General features: G+C 71.5%; 18 protein-coding genes. 10 read left to right on the top strand and 8 right to left on the bottom strand.

The features are described 5' to 3' along the window. The first annotated feature begins 86 nt into the window (after nucleotides 1-86). From ACIQM3_RS27980 to ACIQM3_RS27965, 4 genes are all read left to right on the top strand, one after another. Nucleotides 87-1,631: a peptidoglycan-binding protein gene (locus ACIQM3_RS27980; RefSeq protein ID WP_401628857.1), complete on the top strand. Its 1,545-nt coding sequence runs from the start codon at nucleotides 87-89 to the stop codon at nucleotides 1,629-1,631. Between the two features lie 163 nt (nucleotides 1,632-1,794). Then, on the top strand, nucleotides 1,795-2,220 hold the full coding sequence (locus ACIQM3_RS27975) for a DUF3291 domain-containing protein (RefSeq protein WP_401628855.1): 426 nt from the start codon (nucleotides 1,795-1,797) through the stop codon (nucleotides 2,218-2,220). Nucleotides 2,221-2,351: 131 nt separating this feature from the next. After that, complete coding sequence (locus ACIQM3_RS27970) at nucleotides 2,352-2,495, top strand: hypothetical protein (protein WP_401628852.1); 144 nt, start codon at nucleotides 2,352-2,354, stop codon at nucleotides 2,493-2,495. 62 nt (nucleotides 2,496-2,557) lie between these two features. Then, nucleotides 2,558-3,391 (top strand): DUF3626 domain-containing protein, encoded by an 834-nt coding sequence (locus tag ACIQM3_RS27965; RefSeq protein ID WP_401628850.1) that lies wholly within the window; start codon nucleotides 2,558-2,560, stop codon nucleotides 3,389-3,391. Between the two features lie 84 nt (nucleotides 3,392-3,475). Here ACIQM3_RS27965 and ACIQM3_RS27960 read toward each other — a convergent pair whose 3' ends face one another. From ACIQM3_RS27960 to ACIQM3_RS27935, 6 genes are all read right to left on the bottom strand, one after another. Then, complete coding sequence (locus ACIQM3_RS27960; RefSeq protein WP_401629777.1) at nucleotides 3,476-7,120, bottom strand: S8 family serine peptidase; 3,645 nt, start codon at nucleotides 7,118-7,120, stop codon at nucleotides 3,476-3,478. Between the two features lie 207 nt (nucleotides 7,121-7,327). Then, on the bottom strand, nucleotides 7,328-8,467 hold the full coding sequence (locus tag ACIQM3_RS27955; protein WP_401628848.1) for an XdhC family protein: 1,140 nt from the start codon (nucleotides 8,465-8,467) through the stop codon (nucleotides 7,328-7,330). A 41-nt stretch (nucleotides 8,468-8,508) separates the two neighbouring features. Next, nucleotides 8,509-9,966 carry an NCS2 family permease gene (locus tag ACIQM3_RS27950; RefSeq protein WP_401628845.1) on the bottom strand — a complete coding sequence of 486 codons (1,458 nt, stop codon included), beginning with the start codon at nucleotides 9,964-9,966 and terminating at the stop codon, nucleotides 8,509-8,511. Nucleotides 9,967-10,181: 215 nt separating this feature from the next. Further along, a complete protein-coding gene (locus ACIQM3_RS27945; protein ID WP_401628842.1) occupies nucleotides 10,182-12,599 on the bottom strand; it encodes a xanthine dehydrogenase family protein molybdopterin-binding subunit in 2,418 nt (805 codons plus the stop codon). Between the two features lie 2 nt (nucleotides 12,600-12,601). Then, a complete protein-coding gene (locus ACIQM3_RS27940) occupies nucleotides 12,602-13,198 on the bottom strand; it encodes a (2Fe-2S)-binding protein (RefSeq protein ID WP_401628839.1) in 597 nt (198 codons plus the stop codon). A 2-nt stretch (nucleotides 13,199-13,200) separates the two neighbouring features. Then, a complete protein-coding gene (locus tag ACIQM3_RS27935; protein WP_401628837.1) occupies nucleotides 13,201-14,091 on the bottom strand; it encodes an FAD binding domain-containing protein in 891 nt (296 codons plus the stop codon). A 271-nt stretch (nucleotides 14,092-14,362) separates the two neighbouring features. Here ACIQM3_RS27935 and ACIQM3_RS27930 point away from each other — a divergent pair, with 271 nt between their 5' ends. Both ACIQM3_RS27930 and ACIQM3_RS27925 read left to right on the top strand, forming a co-directional pair. After that, nucleotides 14,363-16,078 (top strand): PucR family transcriptional regulator, encoded by a 1,716-nt coding sequence (locus ACIQM3_RS27930; protein WP_401628834.1) that lies wholly within the window; start codon nucleotides 14,363-14,365, stop codon nucleotides 16,076-16,078. 194 nt (nucleotides 16,079-16,272) lie between these two features. Then, nucleotides 16,273-17,058 carry a hypothetical protein gene (locus ACIQM3_RS27925; RefSeq protein ID WP_401628832.1) on the top strand — a complete coding sequence of 262 codons (786 nt, stop codon included), beginning with the start codon at nucleotides 16,273-16,275 and terminating at the stop codon, nucleotides 17,056-17,058. A gap of 8 nt (nucleotides 17,059-17,066) precedes the next feature. Here ACIQM3_RS27925 and ACIQM3_RS27920 read toward each other — a convergent pair whose 3' ends face one another. Then, nucleotides 17,067-17,813 (bottom strand): GntR family transcriptional regulator, encoded by a 747-nt coding sequence (locus ACIQM3_RS27920; RefSeq protein WP_401628829.1) that lies wholly within the window; start codon nucleotides 17,811-17,813, stop codon nucleotides 17,067-17,069. 143 nt (nucleotides 17,814-17,956) lie between these two features. On the opposite strand from ACIQM3_RS27920, the gene ACIQM3_RS27915 reads away from it, so the two are divergent. Together ACIQM3_RS27915 and ACIQM3_RS27910 are read left to right on the top strand one after the other, a co-directional pair. Then, the gene (locus ACIQM3_RS27915) at nucleotides 17,957-18,805 is read left to right on the top strand and encodes a (2Fe-2S)-binding protein (protein ID WP_401628826.1); all 849 of its coding nucleotides are present in this window, start codon (nucleotides 17,957-17,959) and stop codon (nucleotides 18,803-18,805) included. Nucleotides 18,806-19,009: 204 nt separating this feature from the next. Continuing rightward, entirely contained in the window at nucleotides 19,010-20,095 is a 1,086-nt protein-coding gene (locus ACIQM3_RS27910) for a DUF2637 domain-containing protein (RefSeq protein ID WP_401628824.1), read from the top strand. A 3-nt stretch (nucleotides 20,096-20,098) separates the two neighbouring features. Here the strand turns inward: ACIQM3_RS27910 and ACIQM3_RS27905 are convergent, their stop codons facing one another. Continuing rightward, complete coding sequence (locus ACIQM3_RS27905) at nucleotides 20,099-20,509, bottom strand: ATP-binding protein (protein ID WP_401628822.1); 411 nt, start codon at nucleotides 20,507-20,509, stop codon at nucleotides 20,099-20,101. A 253-nt stretch (nucleotides 20,510-20,762) separates the two neighbouring features. Between ACIQM3_RS27905 and ACIQM3_RS27900 the strand changes: the two genes are divergently transcribed. After that, the gene (locus tag ACIQM3_RS27900; protein ID WP_401628819.1) at nucleotides 20,763-21,161 is read left to right on the top strand and encodes a ribonuclease domain-containing protein; all 399 of its coding nucleotides are present in this window, start codon (nucleotides 20,763-20,765) and stop codon (nucleotides 21,159-21,161) included. A gap of 97 nt (nucleotides 21,162-21,258) precedes the next feature. Continuing rightward, entirely contained in the window at nucleotides 21,259-21,648 is a 390-nt protein-coding gene (locus tag ACIQM3_RS27895; protein WP_401628816.1) for a barstar family protein, read from the top strand. The last annotated feature ends 16 nt before the right edge of the window (nucleotides 21,649-21,664 follow it).

Raw genomic sequence — 21,664 nt, 5'->3', positions numbered from 1 at the left:
GATGTATAGCCTGTGCGGACTCAGCGGCCCTCGGCCCGCCCCCACGGGACCGGCGGCCCCCTCTCCCCCACAGACCTGGAGCAGGTATGCCCCGACGTCCCGCCGGCCACACCCGTGGCCGCGCAGCCGTTCTGGCCTCTCTCACCGTCACCGCACTCGTCGCCACGGGCCACCCGGCGGGCGCCGCTCCCGCGGACACGGACCCGATGAACCGGGCCTTCGAGCAGGCCGCCGAGGAGTACGGCGTACCGCGTGACCTGCTCGCCGCCGTCGGCTACGGCGAGACGCACCTGAACGGGCACTCCGGGCGCCCCAGCCAGGACAACGGCTACGGCGTCATGCACCTCGTGAGCAACCCCGTCAACCACTCCCTGGAGCAGGCCGCCGCGCTGACGGGTGAGTCCACGGCCGAGCTGCGCAAGGACACCGAGGCCAACATCCTGGGCGGCGCGGCCGTGCTGCGGAGCCACGCCGACGCGCTCGGTCTGGACACGGCCGAACGGGCGGACATCGACGCCTGGTACCCGGCCGTGGCCCGCTACAGCGGCACCGACGGCGCCGTCGCCGCGCTCTACGCCGACACGGTCTACACCTTCCTCGCCCAGGGTCTGCGGGCCGCCGTGGCCGGGGGCGAACTGGTCACGGTCACCTCCCGCCCCGTCTCCCCCGAGAAGGGCCCTCTCGCGAAGGCCGACGTCACGGCCAAGAGCCCGGACTACCCCGCGGCGCTCTGGGTCGCCGCCAACTCCGCCAACTTCGCGGCGGGGCGCACGGCGACGGTGGACAAGGTCGTCATCCACGTCACGCAGGGCTCGTACGCGGGGACCATCAGCTGGTTCCAGAACGCGACGTCGAAGGTCAGCTCCCACTACGTCGTCCGCTCCTCGGACGGGCAGATCACCCAGATGGTGCGCGACTCGGACACCGCCTACCACGCCAAGAGCGCCAACGCCTCGTCGCTCGGCATCGAGCACGAGGGGTTCGTCGACGACCCGTCGTGGTTCACCGACACGATGTACCGCTCCTCGGCCGCGCTGACGACGTACCTGTGCGACCGGTACGGCATCCCCAAGGACCGGTCGCACATCATCGGGCACAGCGAGGCCCCCGGCAACGACCACACCGACCCGGGCGCCAACTGGAACTGGACCTACTACATGCAGCTCGTCGGCGGCTCCGCCGGCGGGGCCGACGGGCTGAGCTTCCCGTCGTACACGACCCAGAAGACGGGCTCGACGGGCACCCAGGTCAAGGCCGTCCAGACACTGCTCAACAAGCAGGGTTACGACGCGGGCACCGAGGACGGCGTCTTCGGGGCGAAGACGGAGAGCGCCGTGCGGTTGTTCCAGACCGCCCGTGGTCTCGACCCCGACGGGGCGGTCGGCCCGAAGACCTGGACCGCGCTGCTCTCGGCCGGCACGACGCCGACGCTCGTCACGGGCGCCTCGGGTGAGGCGGTGAAGCGGCTCCAGCGGGCACTGACCGCCGCGCTGGGCAGAACCGTGGCCGTCGACGGGGCCTTCGGCACGAACACGGACAAGGCCGTCCGCGACTACCAGAGCGCACGGAAGCTGTCGGTGGACGGCAGCGTCGGCCCGGACACCTGGAAGGCACTGCAGTCCGGACGCTGATCCCCCCGCACAGGTCGCCCGCCGCGCCGGACTTCCGGCGCGGCGGGCGACGGGCGGTCCGGCCCCGACATCCCGTACGCGCATTCCGGTGGCATTGGAGAGTGGCACTCTCTAACATAGGAAGCAGACAGCACCACTATCTATATCGAAGGTGAGTAGTGCGATGCCGACTCTGCCGTGGGTCACTCCCCAGCCGCCTCCGTCCGAAGGCACGACCGTGGTCATGGCCTCGCGCTTCGAGGTCCGTTCCCTGCTCGACGTGCCGCGTTTCTTCCTGAAGTCGATGGTCGCGTGGAAGCAGGTGCGCTCCGCGCCGGGCGCCTTCGGCGCCTCGCTCGTCGCCCAGCCGGCGAAGCGGGTGTTCTTCACCCTCTCTGCATGGGAGAGCCGCGACGCGCTCTACGCCTTCGCCAGGACGGAACCGCACCGCTCCATCATGACCACCCTCAAGCCCACGATGCGCTCCTCCACGTTCACCTTCTGGGAGGCACCGGTCGGACAGCTGCCGATCACATGGGACGAGGCGAAGCGGCGCATCGAGGAACAGCGGGAAACGGACACCGCCGGCGCGGGGGACGCGGCCGCCTGACGCCGCCCCGGCCGCCCGTGCGCTCCGGAGCGCACCCGGACGGCACGGGTGCGCCTTCCCCCGCACCACGCCCACCCCCGAACCTGGGCTCTGTCGGCGCCCGGCCGACGGGACCCGGAGGACGGTCGGACATGGCTCGTACGCAGTCGAGATGCGGGGCACTCACCCAGAAGGGCACGCGCTGCCAACGGCTCGCGATGAAGGGCGCCTCCCGGTGCGACCGGCACCGGGGCGACTGGTCGAACTACACCGTGGCACGGCGCAAGGGGCGGTAGGGGTGGCCCGCCGTCGGTGAAATCTCCTGCACCCACGGCCGGCGTCCGTGCAGTATGGGCCGATGAGCGCCGACAACCCGCAGGCCAGGGCGCGTGCCCTGCGACACGTGGCGTCACTGTCCGCAGGGCCGCCCCTGGAGCCCTCCCTGCGCGTGACACTGAATTTCCACCCCGACCGCGTCAGCGGTGGACGCACCGTCGTGGAACGGCTGGCCGAGGACGGCGTGTACGTCTCCCAGTTCGTCACGGGCACGAGCAACGGCGGTCTCACCGCGCACCCGGGCGGCGACCGGTGGCGCTGGGAGAGTCGGATCTTCGGCGGCGCCTACGACGGCGCGAGCGCCCAGGAGCGGCCCGTCTACGGCGCGCTGGACTTCCGCCGTTCCCCCTACGGTGCGGCGCCCCGCTTCGGCTCGGCGCATTTCAGACTCACCGCCCAGACACTGCCCCACGCGACCTTCTGCTATCCGGACAGCTTCCTGGAGCCCACCGACTTCGGTGTGGCGGCGACCGGGGGCCGGCTCATTCCGCTCGCCGAGGCCGACGACCGGGACGCCTTGGACGACTACATCGAGGCACAGATGCACGGGCCCGTCCGGCTCGACCGTCATGTGGAGGCCCTCGTGCTCGACCCGTGCTTCCAGGGCACGGCTGTGGAGAAGGCGGCGCGCAAGCTTCCCTGCCCCATCGAGTGGCACGGTGGATTCCGACTCGCCACAGAGGAGTTGAGGCGCCATCCGGAGTACCGGGGACCCGAATACGTCGAGTTGGGCGCCACGCTCGCGGCCGGAGGGTCGCTCGACGCACGGATCATCGGGGAGGCGGCCCGGACAGGGCAGCACGATCCGCAGGACCTCAAGCGGGTGTGGCACTGCCTGGCGCGCTTCGGGCGATGAGCGGGCCGGCACCCGCCGCACGACGCGGTGGTCCCGCACCCCCACGCGGGATGCGGGACCACCTCGTACGGGCTGTTCAGCAGGTCACTTCAGACCGAACGCCTTGATGATCTCCTGGTCGACGGCCAGGCCGCCCGGGCCCTCGGCGTGTGCCCTGAGCGAGACGGAGTCCGCGCGCTTCGGCGTCCTGAACTTCGCAGTCCACTCGCCCGACGAGTCCTTGCGCAGCTCCGCCTTGCTCCAGGTCCTGCCCTCGTCGTAGCTGACCGACAGCGAGGCCTTGGTCGCCTTCACGGCGCCTTCCAGCCAGGCCTGCGTGCCTGACTCGATGCCGACCTCGACCTGCTTGCCGGCCTTGACGTCGCCCGCCAGGTCGGTGTCCACGTCGTAGGCCAGCTGCAGCAGGGGGATGTCGGCCTGCGGCGTGCCCTCGGGCAGAGCGCCCGAGACGAAGCCCCACTCGGAGTGCGTCCGCGTGGAGGTCTTCCACGTGGCCTCGTCCCGCACCGAATCGATGACCAGGCGGTACGGCACCTTCTCGGGCGACAGGTCCCCGGCGTATCCGGCCCGGCCCGCACCCTTCTTGATCAGGTTGTCCCCCTGGTAGAAGGCGTAGGACGTGGTGTCGTACTCGTCCGCCATCGAACCGGAGTGTCCCTCGCCCGAGTCGGTCCACGGCGTGATGTTGAACTGCATGTCGTTGTACGCCGTACGGAACGGCCCCCAGTAGGCGGTACCGAGACGGGGGCCGGTCACCGGGGCGAACCAGTCGGCGCGGTAGGTCCGGCCCGCCGTGTAGTCGAGATCGGCGCTGCGCATCTCGTGCGCACGGTCGGAGGCGTCGGCGTTCAGGACCGAGTGGTTCTCGTACCAGAAGGAGTCGCCGGGAAGGGGGTTGACCCACTCGGTGCGGGTACCCGGGAACTTCTCGTACTCCTCGAAGCCGAGGCCCGGGCCGTAGTCCGGGATGTCGTAGCGGTAGCCGCCGCCGAGCATCGCCTTGTGGCCGTAGAAGGTGTTCTCCACCTTCGCGAGCCGGCGGGTCGACGGGGCGAAGGCCAGCGAGCGGTCCGGGATGGTGCCGTCGTGACGGTCCACCAGGTCGTAGACGTACGAGGCGAACTTCCTCTGGTCGACGGAGAGCTTCTTGCCGCGCTGGGCCGCCTTGATCAGCGTCTCGCCCGCGATCTTCTGGGCCGAGGCCACCGGGATGGTGGTCTCCTCGCCGTACGGCACGTAGCTCTCCAGCGAGACTCCACGCCCGTCGTTGACGACGAAGAGCGCCTTCGCGCCCGCCGCGAGTGCGTTGGCCAGCCGCTCGGCCGGGGGAACAGCGTCGCTGCGCGTGACGACGACGGCCTTGCCCTTGACGCTGCGGCCCTCGTAGTCGGCCGCGGCTCCGTTGCCGGCGTAGACGCCGGTGAGCTTCTGCTCGCTGTCCTCGGCGACGGCCGAGCCGTTCTGCACCGTGACGGGGACGTCGTGGCCGTCGGCGGTGAGGTCGATCAGCTCCTCGCCCTGGCGCCAGCGGGTGAGGAAGCTGAAGCTGCCCTGGGTGACCTTCTTCGTCGGGCTGACCCACAGCTGGTCGTAGGTCAGCGGGATCTGGAAGGCGTCCCGCTGGACGACGCCGTCGGGCGAGGTGCGCGCCATGTCGTACCGCAGCTGCCGGGTCTCGGTCTCCTTGGGCGTGCGCACGGCGACCTTGCGGGCCTTCGACGCGTCCAAGGTGACCGTGGTGGGCTTGTCCAGGATGGTCTCCGGGGCCGCGAGGAAGGCGACGGCCTTGGAGTCCGCGCGGTCACCGTCGATGTCCGCGGAGGTCCAGGCGGTGTAGTTGCCCGGGGGCAGCCGCAGGGTGGTGTCGCCCTGGACCCCCACGACGCCCAGGTTGGGGTCGCCGAGCTGAGCGATGACGACGTTGCCGTCCATCGGCTCACCGGACCGGTCGCGGAGCTGGAGCGTCAGGTCGTAGAGCTCCTGCTCCTTGTTCAGGGCGAAGCCCGTGTGCGCGACGGTCGTGCCGGCCGCGTCCCGGGCGATGACCTGGCCGGAGAACTGCGTGTCGTTCGGGACCGCGGAGGGATCCAGCGACAGCACCACATCGGCGGTGGAGCCCGCGGGGACGGTCAGCGTGGACGCGGAGAGCGTGTACGCCTTGGAGTCCGTGCCGGTCGCCAGGTTCAGCGTGACGTCGTTGTCACCCGTGTTGCGGTAGGTGATCGTGCGCTCGGCGACCGGGTCGGACGCGGCGTGCGGCCAGTCGTACGACGCGACCTCGACGGAGCCGGTGGCCTCGATGGCCGTGTCGATCGCGGCCTTCACGTCGAGGCGGCCGGTGCCCTGCTCGTACGGCGTGTAGCCGGCCAGCTCCTTGGAGGAGCTCATCAGGGCGTTCTTGACGCGCTCACCGGACCACTCCGGGTGACGCTGCTTCAGGATGGCGGCGGCGCCCGCGACGTGCGGGGTGGCCATCGACGTACCGTCCATCGACTGGTACATGCCCTCGATGCCGGGCACCGACTGGGAAGCGGCGGCGTTGATGCCGACGCCGGGCGCGGAAAGGTCCGGCTTCAGGCCGTAGGAGCGGACGAGCGGGCCCATGGAGGAGAAGTCGGCGCGGCTGTCGCTCTTGTCGACGGCCGCGACGGTGAGCGCGCTCGCGGCGGACCCGGGCGACCCGATGGTGCCCGCGCCGTACGCGTTGCCCGCGGCGATCACGAACAGCGGGCCGCCGTCGGCGGACAGCGCGTTCACGGCCTGTGCCATCGGGTCGGTGCCGTCGTCCGGGATGCTGGATCCGAGGCTCATGGAGACGACGTCGGCGCCTTCGGCCTTCGCCCACTCCATGGCCTCGATGATGCCGGAGTCCGCGCCGGATCCCTCGTCGCTCAGGACCTTGCCGACGATCAGGTCGGCGCCCGGGGCAACACCCTTGTTGACGCCGTCCGATGCCGCGCCCGAACCCGCGATGGTTGAGGCGACGTGCGTGCCGTGGCCGTTCCTGTCGACGACCTCCTCACCGGGGATGAAGCTCCTGGACTGCGTGACGCGGTCCTTGACGTCCGGGTGCGTCGCGTCGATGCCGGTGTCGAGGACGGCGACCGTGGTGCCCTTGCCGTCGTACCCGGCGGCCCACGCCTGCGGGGCGTTGACCTGCGGCACCGAGTCCTTGAGCGCCGCCTCCACCTTGCCGTCGAGCCACAGCTTGGCGATGCCGTTGTCCAGCGAACGGCTCTTCTGCGTACGCGAGATGTCGCTCCAGAAGGCGCGCGCGTCGTCCTTGTCGGTCTTCAGCGCGGCGCCGTTCACCGACTCGAGCCGGCGGACCGTCTCGCTGCCGCGCGGGGCGGCGGGCAGCGAACGCGCCGTGCCCGCCGGGTAGGTGGCGATCAGCGGGATGCCACCGGAACGCGTGTCGTCGTAGCCCATGTCGACGAGCGTCGAGATGTTGAACAGCCGCCGGTCCAGCTTGTCGGCGGCGATGAGGGCGCTCGCCTCGTCGGGGATGACGAAGATGTCCTCCCCGGCCTGCTGCACATGCACGCCGCCCTGCGCACCGTCGGGGCGGTCGACAGTGACGGTGTCCTGACCGCCCGCGCCGTCCGCGTAGTGGACGACGTCACCGGTGACCAGCGTGATGTCGTAGTCGCGGGCCGCGGATCCTTGACGGTCCTCGGCGGTCGACGGCTTCGGGGCGGCGGTGGCGGAACCCGCTGCGGGGAGCATGACGCCGCTCACCAGGGCGACCGAGGTCGCTATGAGCAGAGCCCTGCGTCCCGCGCGAGCGGGTCTCGCCCGGCCGGAAACGGAGGAGAGGGAAAATGTCATGCAGCTGATCTACCGGTAAATCCCGGGCTGCGGACGGCTTCACCCCTGGCGTGAAACCGCCGTGGCGGCAACCCGCCCGCCGTGATCAGCTGCCGATGGTCCGGATCAGGCCACCGAGGCCAGCGGGGTGCCGCTCTCGTGGTGGATCGGGGTGTGGGCGCCCTTCAGCGGCATTCCGCTGCCGCCGCGCCGCACCGCGACGATCTCGGCGGCGATCGACAGAGCCGTCTCCTCCGGGGTACGGGCTCCGAGGTCCAGCCCGATCGGCGAGTGCAGCGCGGCCAGTCGGCGCTCGCTGACGCCGGCCTCGCGCAGCCGCTCGTTGCGCTCCAGGTGGGTGCGGCGCGAGCCCATCGCGCCGACGTAGGCGACCGGCAGCCGCAACGCCAGTTCCAGCAGCGGGATGTCGAACTTGGCGTCGTGCGTGAGGACGCAGAGCACCGTGCGCGCGTCCACCTCGGTGGTGGCGAGATAGCGGTGCGGCCAGTCGACGACGATCTCGTCGGCGTCGGGGAAGCGGGCGGCCGTGGCGAAGACGGGGCGGGCGTCGCAGACGGTGACGCGGTACCCGAGGAAGCGCCCGGCCCGCACCAGGGCGGCGGCGAAGTCGATGGCCCCGAAGACGATCATCCGTGGCGGCGGAACGCTCGATTCGACGAGCATGGTGACCGGGCTGCCGCAGCGGGAGCCTTCGGCGCCGATGACGATCTCTCCCGTACGCCCGGCGTCGAGCATCGCGCGGGCCTCGGCACCGGCCGTACGGTCCAGCTCGGGATGTCCGCCGAGCCCGCCCTCGTGGCTGCCGTCGGGGTGGACGAGCAGAGGGCGGCCGAGGAGGTCGTCCGGCCCTTCGGTGACGCGGGCGACCGCGGCCGCCCGGCCCTCCGCCGCCGCGGCGAACGCGGCGGCGAACACCGGGCGCGCGGGATCGTCCGCGCGCACCGGTGTCACCAGGATGTCGATGACGCCGCCGCAGGTCAGGCCGACCGCGAAGGCGTCGTCGTCGCTGTAGCCGAAGCGCTCGCGCACGGTGGTGCCGTCCTCGAGCGCCTGCCGGCACAGCTCGTACACCGCGCCCTCCACACACCCGCCGGAGACCGATCCGATGGCGGTGCCGTCGCTGTCCACGGCGAGGGCGGCGCCCGGCTGCCGGGGCGCGCTGCCGCCGACGGCCACCACGGTGGCCACGGCGAACGCGCGTCCCTGCCCGACCCACCGGTGGAGCTCTTCGGCGATGTCCAGCATGGCGTGTCTCCTTCTTACTGAGGTGAGGGGCGCGGCGGGGGTCAGCTGACCCCCAGCCAGCTCTCGATGGGGTGCAGGGCGAAGTACACGATGAAGACCAGCGTCAGGACCCACATGAAGACGCCGACCTCGCGGGCCCTGCCCTGGGCGAGCTTGATGGCGGAGTACGAGATGACACCCGCGGCGACACCGGTGGTGATGGTGTACGTGAACGGCATGAGGACCACGGTGAGGAAGACCGGTACGGCCACCGAGCGGTCCGCCCAGTCCACGTGCCGGGCGTTCTGCATCATCATGGCGCCGATGACGACCAGGGCGGCGGCGGCCACCTCGGCCGGCACGATCGCCGTGAGGGGGGTGAAGAAGAGGCAGGCCGCGAAGAAGAGCCCGGTGACGACGGAGGCGAGACCGGTACGGGCGCCCTCGCCGACCCCGGTCGCCGACTCGACGAACACGGTCTGGCCGGAGCCTCCGGCGACACCGCCGATCGCCCCGCCCGCGCCGTCGATGAACAGCGCCTTCGACAGACCGGGCATCCGGCCCTTGTCGTCGGCGAGGTTCGCCTCGGTGCCCACCCCGATGATGGTGGCCATGGCGTCGAAGAAGCCGGCCAGGACCAGAGTGAAGACGATCATGCCGACCGTCAGCACCCCGACGTCGCCCCAGCCGCCGAACTCGACGTCGCCGAAGAGCGAGAAGTCCGGGGAGGAGACGGCACTGCCGGTCAGCTCGGGCGGGCCGCTGCTCCAGGCCTTGGGGTCGATGTCACCGACGGCGTTGACGACGATCGCGATGACGGTTCCGACGACGATGCCGATGAGGATCGCCCCGGGGACGTTCCGCGCCTGCAACATGAAGATGAGCAGCAGGGTCGCGGCGAAGATGAGCACCGGCCACCCGGTCAGCGCACCGGTGGGACCGAGCGACAGCGGGGTCGCCACGCCTTGGTGGACGAATCCGGCCTTGACGAGGCCGATGAGGGCGATGAAGAGCCCGATCCCGATGGTGATGCCGTGCTTCAGCGCGAGCGGGATCGCGTTCATGATCATCTCGCGGAGCCCGGTGACCACCAGGAGGCAGATGATCACACCGTAGATCACGCACATCCCCATGGCCTGCTGCCAGGTCATGGCCGGCGCGACCTGTGAGGCGAGCACCCCGGAGACGCTGAGGCCGGCGGCGAGCGCGAGGGGCACCTTGCCGACGAAGCCCATCAGCAGGGTGGTGGCCGCCGCGGCGAGCGCGGTGGCGGTGATCAGCCCGGACTGGCCGAGAAGCTGACCGTCGACGTCCTTGCCGCCCAGGATGAGCGGATTGAGCAGGAGGATGTACGCCATGGCCATGAAGGTCGTGACGCCACCGCGCACTTCGCGCGCGACGGTCGATCCCCGTTCGGATATGTGGAAGTACCGGTCGAGCCAGGACCGTCCGGCGGGGACACGCGAGCCGGGGCCCGCGTCCTCCGCGCTCGTCCTGGGTTCCACGGACTGCTGGGTCATGTTGCCTGACTCCCAAGGTTCACAGGGGCACCCGCGTGGAGCTCTGGAGACTGCGGGATTTGGGATGACTGCGAGGCGCACGACCCGGGGGACGGCCCGAGACGAACTCTTCGTGCAGATGGAGCGGTTGTGCGATGGCTCCGGACGGTGCGCGGCGCGGGGAAGTGTGACGTTCACGGCAGGCACGCACCGCCCGGAGGGACTTGGAGGAACCGTCAGCTGCCGGTGATGTGCTCGGGGCGCACCGGCGTCCTGTTCAGCTCCAGTCCCGTCGCGTTCCGGATCGCCGCGAGGACGGCCGGGGTGGACGAGAGGGTGGGGGCCTCGCCGATGCCGCGCAGCCCGTACGGGGCGTGGTCGTCGGCGAGTTCGAGCACGTCGACCGGGATGGTCGGGGTGTCGAGGATGGTGGGGATCAGATAGTCGGTGAAGGAGGGGTTGCGCACCTTCGCCGTCTTCGGGTCGACGATGATCTCCTCCATGACGGCGACACCCAGCCCCTGGGTGGTGCCGCCCTGGATCTGGCCGACGACCGACAGCGGGTTGAGCGCCTTGCCGACGTCCTGGGCGCACGCGAGCTCGATGACCTTGACCAGGCCGAGTTCGGTGTCGACCTCCACGACCGCGCGGTGCGCGGCGAAGGAGTACTGGACGTGGCCGTTGCCCTGTCCGGTGCGCAGGTCGAAGGGTTCGGTGGGCCGGTGGCGCCACTCCAGCTCGACGTCGACCGCCTCGTCCTCCAGCACATCGGCCAGCGCGGCGAGCACCTCGCCGCCGTCGGTGACGACCTTGCCGCCCTCCAGGAGGAGTTCGGCGGTGGCCCAGGCGGGGTGGTACGTACCGAACTTGCGGCGGCCGATCTCCAGGACCTGTTCCCGGACGGCCTCGCAGGAGTTCTTCACGGCGCCACCGGTGACGTACGTCTGCCGTGAGGCCGAGGTGGATCCGGCCGAGCCGACCTGGGTGTCCGCCGGGTGGATGGTCACCTGGTTGACGCCCAGTTCGGTACGCGCGATCTGGGCGTGGACGGTGACCCCGCCCTGTCCGACCTCGGCCATCGCGGTGTGCACGGTGGCGACCGGTTCGCCGTTGATGACCTCCATCCGCACCCGGGCGGTGGAGTAGTCGTCGAAGCCCTCGGAGAAGCCGACGTTCTTCAGCCCGACGGCGTAACCGACGCCGCGCACCACACCTTCGCCGTGGGTCGTGTTGGACAGCCCGCCGGGAAGGGCGCGTACGTCGACGGAGCTGCCCTCGGCGTCGGCCGAGAGCCACTGCTGCTCGGGCGGCAGGGGCCTCGCCTTGACGCGGCGGAGCAGTTCGGCGACCGGAGCCGGTGAGTCGACGCGCTGGCCGGTGGGGAGCAGGGTGCCCTGCTCCATGGCGTTCAGCTGCCGCAGTTCGACCGGGTCCATGTCCAGGGCGGTGGCGAGCTTGTCCATCTGCGCCTCGTAGGCGAAGCACGCCTGGACCGCGCCGAAGCCGCGCATGGCGCCGCAGGGCGGGTTGTTGGAGTAGAGGGCGATCGCCTCGATGTCGACGTCCTCGACGACGTACGGTCCGACCGCGAGCGAGGAGGCGTTGCCGACGACGGCCGGGGACGCGGAGGCGTAGGCGCCGCCGTCCAGCACGATCCGGCACTTCATGTGGGTGAGCTTGCCGTCCTTGGTGGCCCCGTGCTCGTAGTGGAGCTTCGCGGGGTGCCGGTGGACGTGGCCGAAGAAGGACTCGAAGCGGTTGTAGACCATCTTGACGGGCTTGCCGGTGCGCAGCGCCAGCAGGCAGGCGTGGATCTGCATCGACAGGTCCTCGCGTCCGCCGAAGGCGCCGCCGACGCCGGAGAGCGTCATGCGGACCTTGTCCTCGGGGAGGCCGAGCACGGGGGCGATCTGCTTGAGGTCGGAGTGCAGCCACTGGGTGGCGACGTACAGCTCGACGCCGCCGTCCTCGGACGGCACGGCGAGGCCGGACTCCGGGCCGAGGAAGGCCTGGTCCTGCATGCCGAAGACGTAGTCGCCGGTGACGATCACGTCGGCCCGCGCGGCGGCCGCGTCCGCGTCACCGCGGACGATGGGCTGGCGGTGGACGATGTTGGGGTGCGGGACGTGCCCGATGTGGTGGTCGTCGCGGCCCTCGTGGACCAGGATCGCGTCGGGGGCCGTGGCGGACGCCTCGTCCGTGATCACAGGCAGTTCGGCGTAGTCGATCTTGATCTTGGCGGCGGCGCGGCGCGCGGTCTCGGGGTGGTCGGCGGCGACGAGCGCCACGGGCTCACCGTGGTGGCGGACCTTGCCGTGGGCGAGGACGGGGGTGTCCTGGATCTCCAGCCCGTAGTTCTTCATCGCCGCGGGCAGGTCGTCGTAGGTCAGGACGGCGTACACGCCGGGGGTGGCGACGGCCTCGCCGATGTCGATGGAGCGGATCTCGGCGTGCGCGACGGTGGAGCGGAGCGTGTGGCCCCACAGCATGTCCTCGTGCCACATGTCCGAGGAGTACGCGAACTCACCGGTGACCTTGAGCGTGCCGTCGGGGCGCAGGGTGGACTCGCCGATGCCGCCCCGGGTCTCGGAGCCCTGGGTGATCCTGGTGGGGGTGCCGGCCGGTACGGACGCGGCTCGTGGGTGCAGCGTCATGGCTATCGGACCGCCTCTTCCTGACGGGCGGCCGCGAGGCGGACCGCGTCGAGGATCTTCTCGTAACCGGTGCATCGGCAGAGGTTCCCGGAGAGGGCCTCGCGGATGTCCTGGTCGGACGGGGAGGGCTGCTGCTCGAGCAGCTCGTCGGCGGCGACCAGCAGACCGGGGGTGCAGAAGCCGCACTGCACGGCGCCCGCGTCGATGAACGCCTGCTGGACGGGGGAGAGTTCCTCCGCCTCGGCACTCTGCCCGTCGGTGGGCCTGGCCTGCCAGCGCTGGGCGGCGTCCAGTGAGGTGCCGCAGCTGCCGGCGGCGCAGCCGGTGCCGGGGTGGGCGTCGTCGCGGTGCCTCGCGTAGTCCGCCAGGCCTTCGACGGTGACGATCTCGCGGCCCTCCGCCTGGCCCGCGGCGACGAGACAGGAACAGACCGGCACGCCGTCGAGGCGCACCGTGCAGGAGCCGCACTCGCCCTGTTCGCAGGCGTTCTTGGAGCCGGGGAGGCCCATGCGCTCGCGCAGGACGTACAGGAGGGACTCGCCCTCCCAGACGTCGTCGGCTTCCTGCTTCCGGCCGTTGACCGTGAAATTCACTCGCATGGTTAAGCAGCTCCTTCGAGGGTGCGTCCCGCTCCGCGGTACTGCTCCCAGGTCCAGCCCAGCGTGCGGCGGGCCATGATGCCGACGGCGTGCCTGCGGTAGGCGGCGGTGCCCCGTACGTCGTCGATGGGGTTGCAGGCCCCGGCGGCGAGCTGGGCGAACTGCTTGGCCACGGAAGGGGTGATGATCTTTCCGCTCTCCCAGAACCCGCCCTCCTCCAGCGCGGCGTTCAGGAACTCCTCCGCCTCCTTCGCCCGGACCGGGGTCGGAGCGGCGGAACCGATGCCGGTGCGCACGGTGCGGGTCTCCGGGTGGAGCGCGAGGCCGAAGGCGCAGACGGCGATGACCATCGCGTTGCGGGTGCCGACCTTGGAGTACTGCTGCGGGCCGTCGGCCTTCTTGATGTGGACGGCCCGGATCAGCTCGTCCGGGGCGAGGGCGTTGCGCTTGACGCCGGTGTAGAAGTCGTCGATCGGGATCATCCGCGTCCCCCGTACGGACGCGGCTTCGACCTCGGCTCCTGCGGCGAGCAGCGCCGGGTGGGCGTCACCGGCGGGCGAGGCGGTGCCCAGGTTGCCGCCGACGCCTCCGCGGTTGCGGATCTGCGGCGAGGCGACGGTGTGCGAGGCGAGTGCGAGACCGGGCAGCTCGGCCCGCAGGTGGTCCATGACGGCGCTGTACGGCACGGAGGCTCCGAGGCGTACGGCGTCAGGGCCCACCTGCCACTCGGACAGCTCACCGATGCGGTTGAGGTCCATGAGGTACTCGGGCCGCCGGTGGTCGAAGTTGATCTCGACCATCACGTCGGTTCCACCCGCGATGGGCACAGCCGTCGGGTGCTCGGCCTTGGCGGCGAGCGCCTCCTCCCAGCTGGCGGGGCGAAGGAAGTCCATGAGTGGCTCTCTTCTTCTCAATCGGGTCGTTCGGCTGGGCTGGGGGACGGCCGGCCCTGGATCGGGTCGTTCATGTGTTGTTCACGCGGTGTGTGGCCCAGTACACAAGCCTTGCTCCACTCGGTGCAGTCACCGAAACCATGAAGGAATTGGCTGGTCCCCGTCCCGGTCTTGTAGATTCGAACGAATGGCGGGTATCGGTAACCTCACCGCAACTCACAGGTGACCTCCGCCTCCCCCGCACCAACGAAGAGATCGGCGGCAATCGACGATGCGGCTGCGCGCACTGCTGGACACCGAGGTAATGGGCCTGCGGCTGCTCGGCGGCGAGGACGAGCTGGACCGTTCGGTCCGGGGCGTCATGACGACCGACCTGCGCGACCCCAGCCGCTATCTCTCCGGCGGTGAGCTGGTCCTGACGGGTCTGGCGTGGCGCCGGGACGCGTCGGACACGGAACCGTTCGTACGGATCCTGGCGAACGCGGGCGTGGCCGGCCTGGCCGCGGGTGAGGCGGAGCTCGGGGCCGTCCCCGACGATCTGGTCGAGGCGTGTCTGCGGCACCGGCTCCCGCTCTTCGCGGTCGACGAAACCGTTGCGTTCGCGACGATCACCGAGCACGTGGTGCGCCAGGTCTCCGGGGAGCGTGCCGGTGACCTCGCCGCGGTCGTCGACCGCCACCGCCGGCTCATGACCTCGGGCCCCGCGGGCGGCGGCCCCGAGGTGGTCCTCGACCTGCTCACCTCCGACCTGGACCTGCGCGCCTGGGTCCTGTCCCCGACGGGCCGGCAGATCGCCGGGGCCGGTGAGCCCCTGCTCCCGCGCGTCGGTGCGGAGCTGGCGGGCCGGCATCTCGCGGCGACCCGCACCGGACGCCCGGGGCCGCACCGCGCCGAGGTGGACGGCACCGCCTACTCGCTGTTCCCGATCCGGAACACCGGCCGGGGAGCCCTGCCCGCCCCGTCCCGCGATGTGCGCGAGTCCGTGCTCTCGGACTGGCTGCTGGCCGTGGCGGCGGACTCCGGCGACTGGCCCGCGGCCCGCCTGGACCTGCTCCAGGGCGTCACCCAGCTGATCGCCGTCGAACGGGACCGCCGCGACGCCGCCCGCGCGGTACGCCGCAGGCTCGCCCAGGAGGTTCTGGAGCTGGTCCAGACGGGCGCCGCCCCGGCCGAGATCGCGGCGAGGCTGCGGGTGGCCGCCCCGGTCCTGCTGCCGGGCCTCGGCACGGCACCGCACTGGCAGGTCGTGGTGGCCCGGGTCGAGTGGTCGGCCGAGGGTACGGACCTGCCGGGCGGCCAGGCCGCCCAGGCCCTGCTGGAGGAGATCCTGGTCGACCCGGCGGTGACGGGCCCCGACTCGGCGGACCGGATCGCCGTGGCGCACACCGGCGAGGAAGCCATCGCCCTCGTACCGCTGACGGCCCTCCCCCCGGCGGGGACCGACGGGTCCGACGCGTCCGGGGACTCCGAGGCTCCGGAGCGGCACGACACCGCGCTCCACGCCGACGCCCTGCTCGACACCGTCCGCGCGCCGCTCTCGGCCGGCCTCGCGGACGACGGGCGCCTGACACTGGGTGTCAGCGCCGCCGTGCATTCCGCCGAGGGGCTGCGCGGAGCGCTGGAGGAGGCCCGGCACGCCCGCCGGGTCGCCGCGGCGCGGCCGGGCCCGGTCTGCGCGGCGGGCCACCACGAGCTCGCCTCGCACGTCCTGCTGCTGCCCTTCGTCCCTGACGACGTGCGCCGCGCCTTCACCGCGCGGCTCCTGGACCCGCTGCGGGACTACGACCGGCGGCACCGCGCGGAGCTGATCGAGACGCTGGAGGCCTTCCTGGACTGCGACGGTTCCTGGACCCGCTGCGCGGCCCGGCTGCACCTGCACGTCAACACACTGCGCTATCGCGTCGGACGTATCGAGCAGTTGACGGGACGTGACCTTTCGCGCCTGGAGGACAAGCTCGACTTCTTCCTCGCCCTGCGCATGAGCTGACTTCGCGGGCGTATCACCGCCCTCCCGGGCTCCAGGTGATTGTGAAATCTTTCACCTGACATTGATCCCACCCCTTGGCCCGGCGTGCCATTCCGTGCTGAGATGCGCGCAGACCCTGGCCGACCCCGGCGCTCGCCGGCCGGCCTCCACAGCTCGATGGCGCGCTCGGGGAGGGCAACGTGGCGCATACCGCCATGTCTGGTTCCGGAACGACCGCAGATGACGATCCGCCGCTCCAGACCGCGGTATGGCGGCTGCGCTCACGAGCCTGCTGGACGGACGCGGCCGCGCTGCTCGAACCCCGGGCGGCCACCGACCCCGCGGCAGCCCTCCAGCGGACCTCGCTGCTGACGGAGCGGTGCCTCTACACCGGCCTCGGATGGACGGACGCCGAGGACGCGCTGCGCACCGCGGAGGCGCTCGCCCAGGACGACTCCGAGCGCGGGGCGGCCGCCTGCGAGCGCGGCTACCTCGCCTACGCCTCGACCCTGCTGGGGGCGCGCGACCGGGCCGACGAGGCCAGCGTGGCGCTCAGCAGAGCCGCCGCCCTGCTCTCCCCCTCGGCCGCCGGGCGCCCCCTGCTGGACTTCCGCCGGGGCCTGATCGCCCAGAACATCGCCGATTCCCCCCAGTCCGCCCGCGCCGCCTACCGCAGGGCGCACGCCGGTGCCACGGCCCGGGGCGACGAGCTCCTGCTCTCCTTCACCTGGCGGCACCTCGCCTCGCTCGCCCTGGGCGAGGGTGAGCTGGCGGAGGCGCGGCACGGCTTCGCGGAGTCGCTGCGGATAAGGGAGGAGCTGGGCTATCTCGTGGGCACGGCTCCGGCGCTCATCTCCCTCGCGGACGCCGAGCCGGAACCCGAGGCGGCGGCCCGGCTGCGCGCCGAGGCGGGCCGGCTGTTCCGGCTGCTCGGCGGCGTTCCGACCTGGCTCGCGCCCCGGCTGGAGCCGCCGTCCCCGGAGACCGTCGAGGCGAACTGAGCGCCCCGTCAGACGTCCGCGCCGTTGAAGTGTTCACGTACGAGGGACTGCACCACCGTGAGGTCCCGGGCGATGAGCGCGTCCAGCAGCGCGGTGTGCTCCGAGGCGTCGGCGAGCAGGTCGGCCCGGCGGCCCGCGGGGCTGTTGACCAGGGGCCACTGGGACCGGCGGTGCAGGTCGTCGGCGACCGCGACGAGCTGCTGGTTGCCCGACAGCGCGAGCACGGCGCCGTGGAAGGCGCGGTCGCTCTCCGCGTACGCCGCGCGGTCGCCGACGGCGGCCGCCGCGACGGTGGCGTCGGCGAGCGGCCGCAGCGCGCACCAGCCGGACGCGGGAACGGCGCGGGCGAGCCGCAGCATGACGGGCACCTCGATCAGGGCGCGCACCTCGGCGAGCTCCGCAAGCTCGCGGGGGCCCCGCTCGCTGACCCGGAAACCGCGGTTCGGCACGACCTCGACGGCGCCCTCGACGGCCAGCTGCTGCATCGCCTCGCGCACCGGGGTCGCGGACACCCCGAAGCGGGCGCCGAGCGCCGGGGCGGAGTAGACCTCCCCGGGGGCCAGCTCCCCGCCGACCAGAGCGGCCCGCAGGGCGTCCAGGATCTGGCCACGCACGGAGTGCCGCTGGACCACGCGGGGCGCGGGCGGCTCGCTGTGGGTGTGCTCGCCGCGCGCCTGCTCGGGCACGCGCACGTCCTGCGGGGTGCCCGCGGACGCGTACGGCCGCGCGTTCTCACGCGCTCCGCCCTGCTCCACCGGACCCTCCTCCCACCGCCGGGCCGACTCGCGTGCGTCCGGCCCCTTGTGCACGATAGGCGGAGCGGGCCTCAGTTCAAACACCGATCAGTTCGGGTAAGGTAAGGCTTACCTGCAAAAGATCGTGATTCGGTGGTCCCTGAATGACCGTGCCCGCTCTGCTCGCCGCCACCGCCCCGTCCCCACTGACGGCGGCGTACGAACGTCTGGCCGAGGTCTTCCCCGGACTGCGCGCCGAGGTGCTCACCGACGACGTCGCGGCCCCCTCGGGCAACGGCTGGGTCGGCGCGTCCGAGCTCGCGGCGGGAGGCGCCGCACTGGACGCCTTCCTGGCCTGGGACGAGGCGCAGGTACTGAGGGACTACGGCACCCGGGCCCGCCCCGACGTGATCGCGAGCTTCGGACTGCACCGCTACGCCTGGCCGGCCTGCCTCCTGGTGACCCTGCCGTGGTTCACGCACCGCCGGGTGCCGCGGATCCCCGTCGAGGACGTCTCCTTCCACCGTGGCCTGGGCCATCTGACCCTGCGCGTGAGCGAGTTCGCCTGCCTGCCCGACGATCCGGCGGCAGGGCTGCCCGGCGCCCGGGTCGTCCCGGACGAGTCGGCGCTCCGGGCCGCGGTCCTCGACTCCGTGGCCCAGCACCTCGGCCCGGTGCTGGACGGCTTCCGGCCACGCATGCGACGCGGGAAGCGGGCCCTGTGGGGCATGGCGACCGACGAGATCGTCGAGGGTCTCTGGTACATCGCCCATCTGCTCGGCGAGGAGAGCCGGGCGATGAAGGAGCTGGAGCTGCTGCTGCCGGGCACCACCAAGCCGTACGTGGGCACGGCCGGATTCCGTGAACTGACGGGCCCCGACGGCGAATCGCTCCCGACGCGCGACCGCGCCAGCTGCTGCCTCTTCTACACACTGCGGCCCGAGGACACCTGCGTGACCTGCCCGCGCACCTGCGACGCCGACCGTGTCCGGAAGCTGACGCCGGCCGTCTGAGACACACTCCGAGCCGCACCACCCGGACGGGCGACCGGAATTCGAATGCAACTCGGCTCTCACGAGAGGGCGTTCGAGAAGTTTCCGCCCAACGATGAGGCCGGTCACCCCAATCGCGTCCACTTGCCCCGAAACCCCCTGAGCGCGGCAGTATTTCCGCCACGATGGCGCCCGAAACGCCCTACGTGACGCAAGGGACCGCGCATGAGACTGACCGATATATCGCTTGACTGGCTGCTTCCGGGCGCCGTGCTGCTCGTGGGGGTCATGGCGGCGGTGACGGTGGTCGCGCGCGGCAAGCGCGCCGCTGGAAAGGCCGCGGCCGACGACAGCTGGGAACGCAGCGAGGAGCGCCGCAGGCGCAAGGAGGCGCTCTACGCCACCGCCTCGTACGTCCTGCTGTTCTGCTGTGCCGCGGTCGCCGCCGCCCTCTCCTTCCACGGGCTCGTCGGCTTCGGCCGGCAAAACCTCAGCCTCTCCGGGGGCTGGGAGTACCTCGTGCCGTTCGGCCTCGACGGGGCCGCGATGTTCTGTTCGGTGCTCGCGGTGCGCGAGGCCAGCCACGGGGACGCCGCGCTCGGCTCCCGGCTGCTGGTGTGGACGTTCGCCGGCGCAGCCGCCTGGTTCAACTGGGTGCACGCGCCACGCGGGATGGACCACGCGGGCGCCCCGCACTTCTTCGCGGGGATGTCGCTCTCGGCGGCGGTGCTGTTCGACCGCGCGCTGAAGCAGACCCGCCGTGCGGCGCTGCGTGAACAGGGCCTGGTGCCCCGCCCGCTGCCGCAGATCCGGATCGTACGGTGGCTGCGCGCCCCGAGGGAGACCTTCGGCGCCTGGTCGCTGATGCTCCTCGAGGGCGTACGCACCCTGGACGAGGCGGTCGACGAGGTTCGTGAGGACCGCCGGGAGAAGGAACAGGACCGGCACCGCAGAAGGGACCAGGCGAAGCTGGACCGCGCCCACATCAAGGCCCTGAACCGGCAGAACCGGGTCTGGAGCCGTGGCAGCCGGACCGGTCGCCAGGTGGACGTCCAGGCGATCGCCCCGGCCCCGGGCGGCGGCCCACCGGCCGTCGCGGAGCCTGCAATAACAGAACCGGGGCAACTGCCACTGCGCCCCCGGCCATCCCTCCAAGCCGTGAACGGCTCGAACTCCAGGAGTACTTCGGCACAGACCACCAGCGGTGAACCCGCGACCGTCGACCTCACAGCCGAGGACGACACCCAGGCCCTGCCCCGGCTCGATTCGCTGGAGCAGAAACTGAAGGACCTGGAGCAGCAGTTCGGCTGAGCGTCAGGCCATTCCGGCGTTCAGCTCGAACCAGACCACCTTGCCCAGCGCCTGCGTCGTGACTCCCCAGGAGTCGGCCAGGCTCTGGACGAGGATCAGTCCCCTGCCGTGCGTACCGTCGTCGGCGTTCGGTACGTACGGCGCGGGCTCCTGTCCGGTCTCGAAGTCGCGCACCTCCACCCGCACTCGCGCTGGCGCGGAGGTCACCGTCACCACGGCGCCGTTCCTCGTGTGGATGAGCGCGTTGGTCACCAGCTCGCTGAGCAGAAGCTCCGCCACCTCCGTCTCCTGCGGCCGCCTTCGGCTGCGCAGGAACTCCCGCAGCGCTCCACGTATCTCCCCCACGGCCGACAGATCGGCATGGCCGAGTCTGCGGTGCAGCCGTCTGGGCGGGCTCTCCTGTCGCTTCGTCATGTCCCCCGCACGCACGCTGAATCGGCCTCCCTGAGTTCCGTTTCATGACGTCATGTCTCGAACACCGTCACGGGATGCATGCCCCACAGGGCAGCGGTCACGCGTCCCGAGGCATCAACATATGAACGGGCGGTCACGCGACCTCCGATCGGCGGCCGTCGCGTCACGTTTTTCGTACTCACCGTTAACTTCCCAAAAATTCACTCGTGTTGGCGTTGACGGATGGGGATCTACGCGCGTCATCATGGTGGGCATGCGAATCCCCCCACGGTTCACCACGCTCGGCGGCATCGCCGCCCTCCTGTCCGTCCTCTTCGTCGGCGGGCCGGTCACCGCATCGGCCGCGACGGCTCCCTCGACCGCCGCGGTCGGCAGCGTCTGCTACTCGGCGCTGCCGTCCCAGGCCCACGACACACTCGACCTCATCGACGCGGGCGGCCCGTTCCCGTACGAGCAGGACGGCACCGTCTTCCAGAACCGGGAGGCCCTGCTGCCCAGTCGGAGCACGGGCTACTACCACGAGTACACCGTCATCACGCCCGGCTCCCCGGACCGCGGCGCCCGCCGGATCGTGACGGGCGAAGAGGTCGAGGAGGACTACTACACCGCGGACCACTACGAGTCCTTCGACCTGGTCGACCACGACTGCTGAGCCGTACACCCACGGACCGGTCCGCGCCGCAGTCCCCCACCTGCGGCGCGGACCACCGGACCGGCGTCGGGAGAGCACGCGCTTGTACGCTCCACGCATGACCGTGACCTATGTGATCGACGGCTCCGGGATCAGCGGCCTGGACGGCTTCTGGGATGCGGTCGGCGAGGCGGTGAACGGCCCCGGCGGCTACTTCGGCCGTAGCCTCGACGCCTTCGCGAACTGCCTCGGCGGCGGTTTCGGCACGCCGGACGACGGGTCCTTCGTCATCGAGTGGCACGACCACACCCGCTCCGCCCGCGCCCTGGGCCACGAGGAGACCGCCCGCCGGCTGGCCGGTCTGCTCCCCCGGGTCCACCCCACCAACAGGGCGCGCGTCGAACGGGAACTGGCCGAGGCCCGGGCGGGCCGGGGCCCGACGCTCTTCGACCAGCTGGTCGACATCATCACGGAGCGGACCGGGCCCGGGACCCTACGGCTGATGTGAGCCGCCCTGGCCCCGC

The sequence above is a fragment of the Streptomyces sp. NPDC091271 genome (assembly GCF_044757505.1).
Classification (GTDB): Bacteria; Actinomycetota; Actinomycetes; order Streptomycetales; family Streptomycetaceae; genus Streptomyces.
This window is presented reverse-complemented; position numbering and strand designations above follow the sequence as displayed.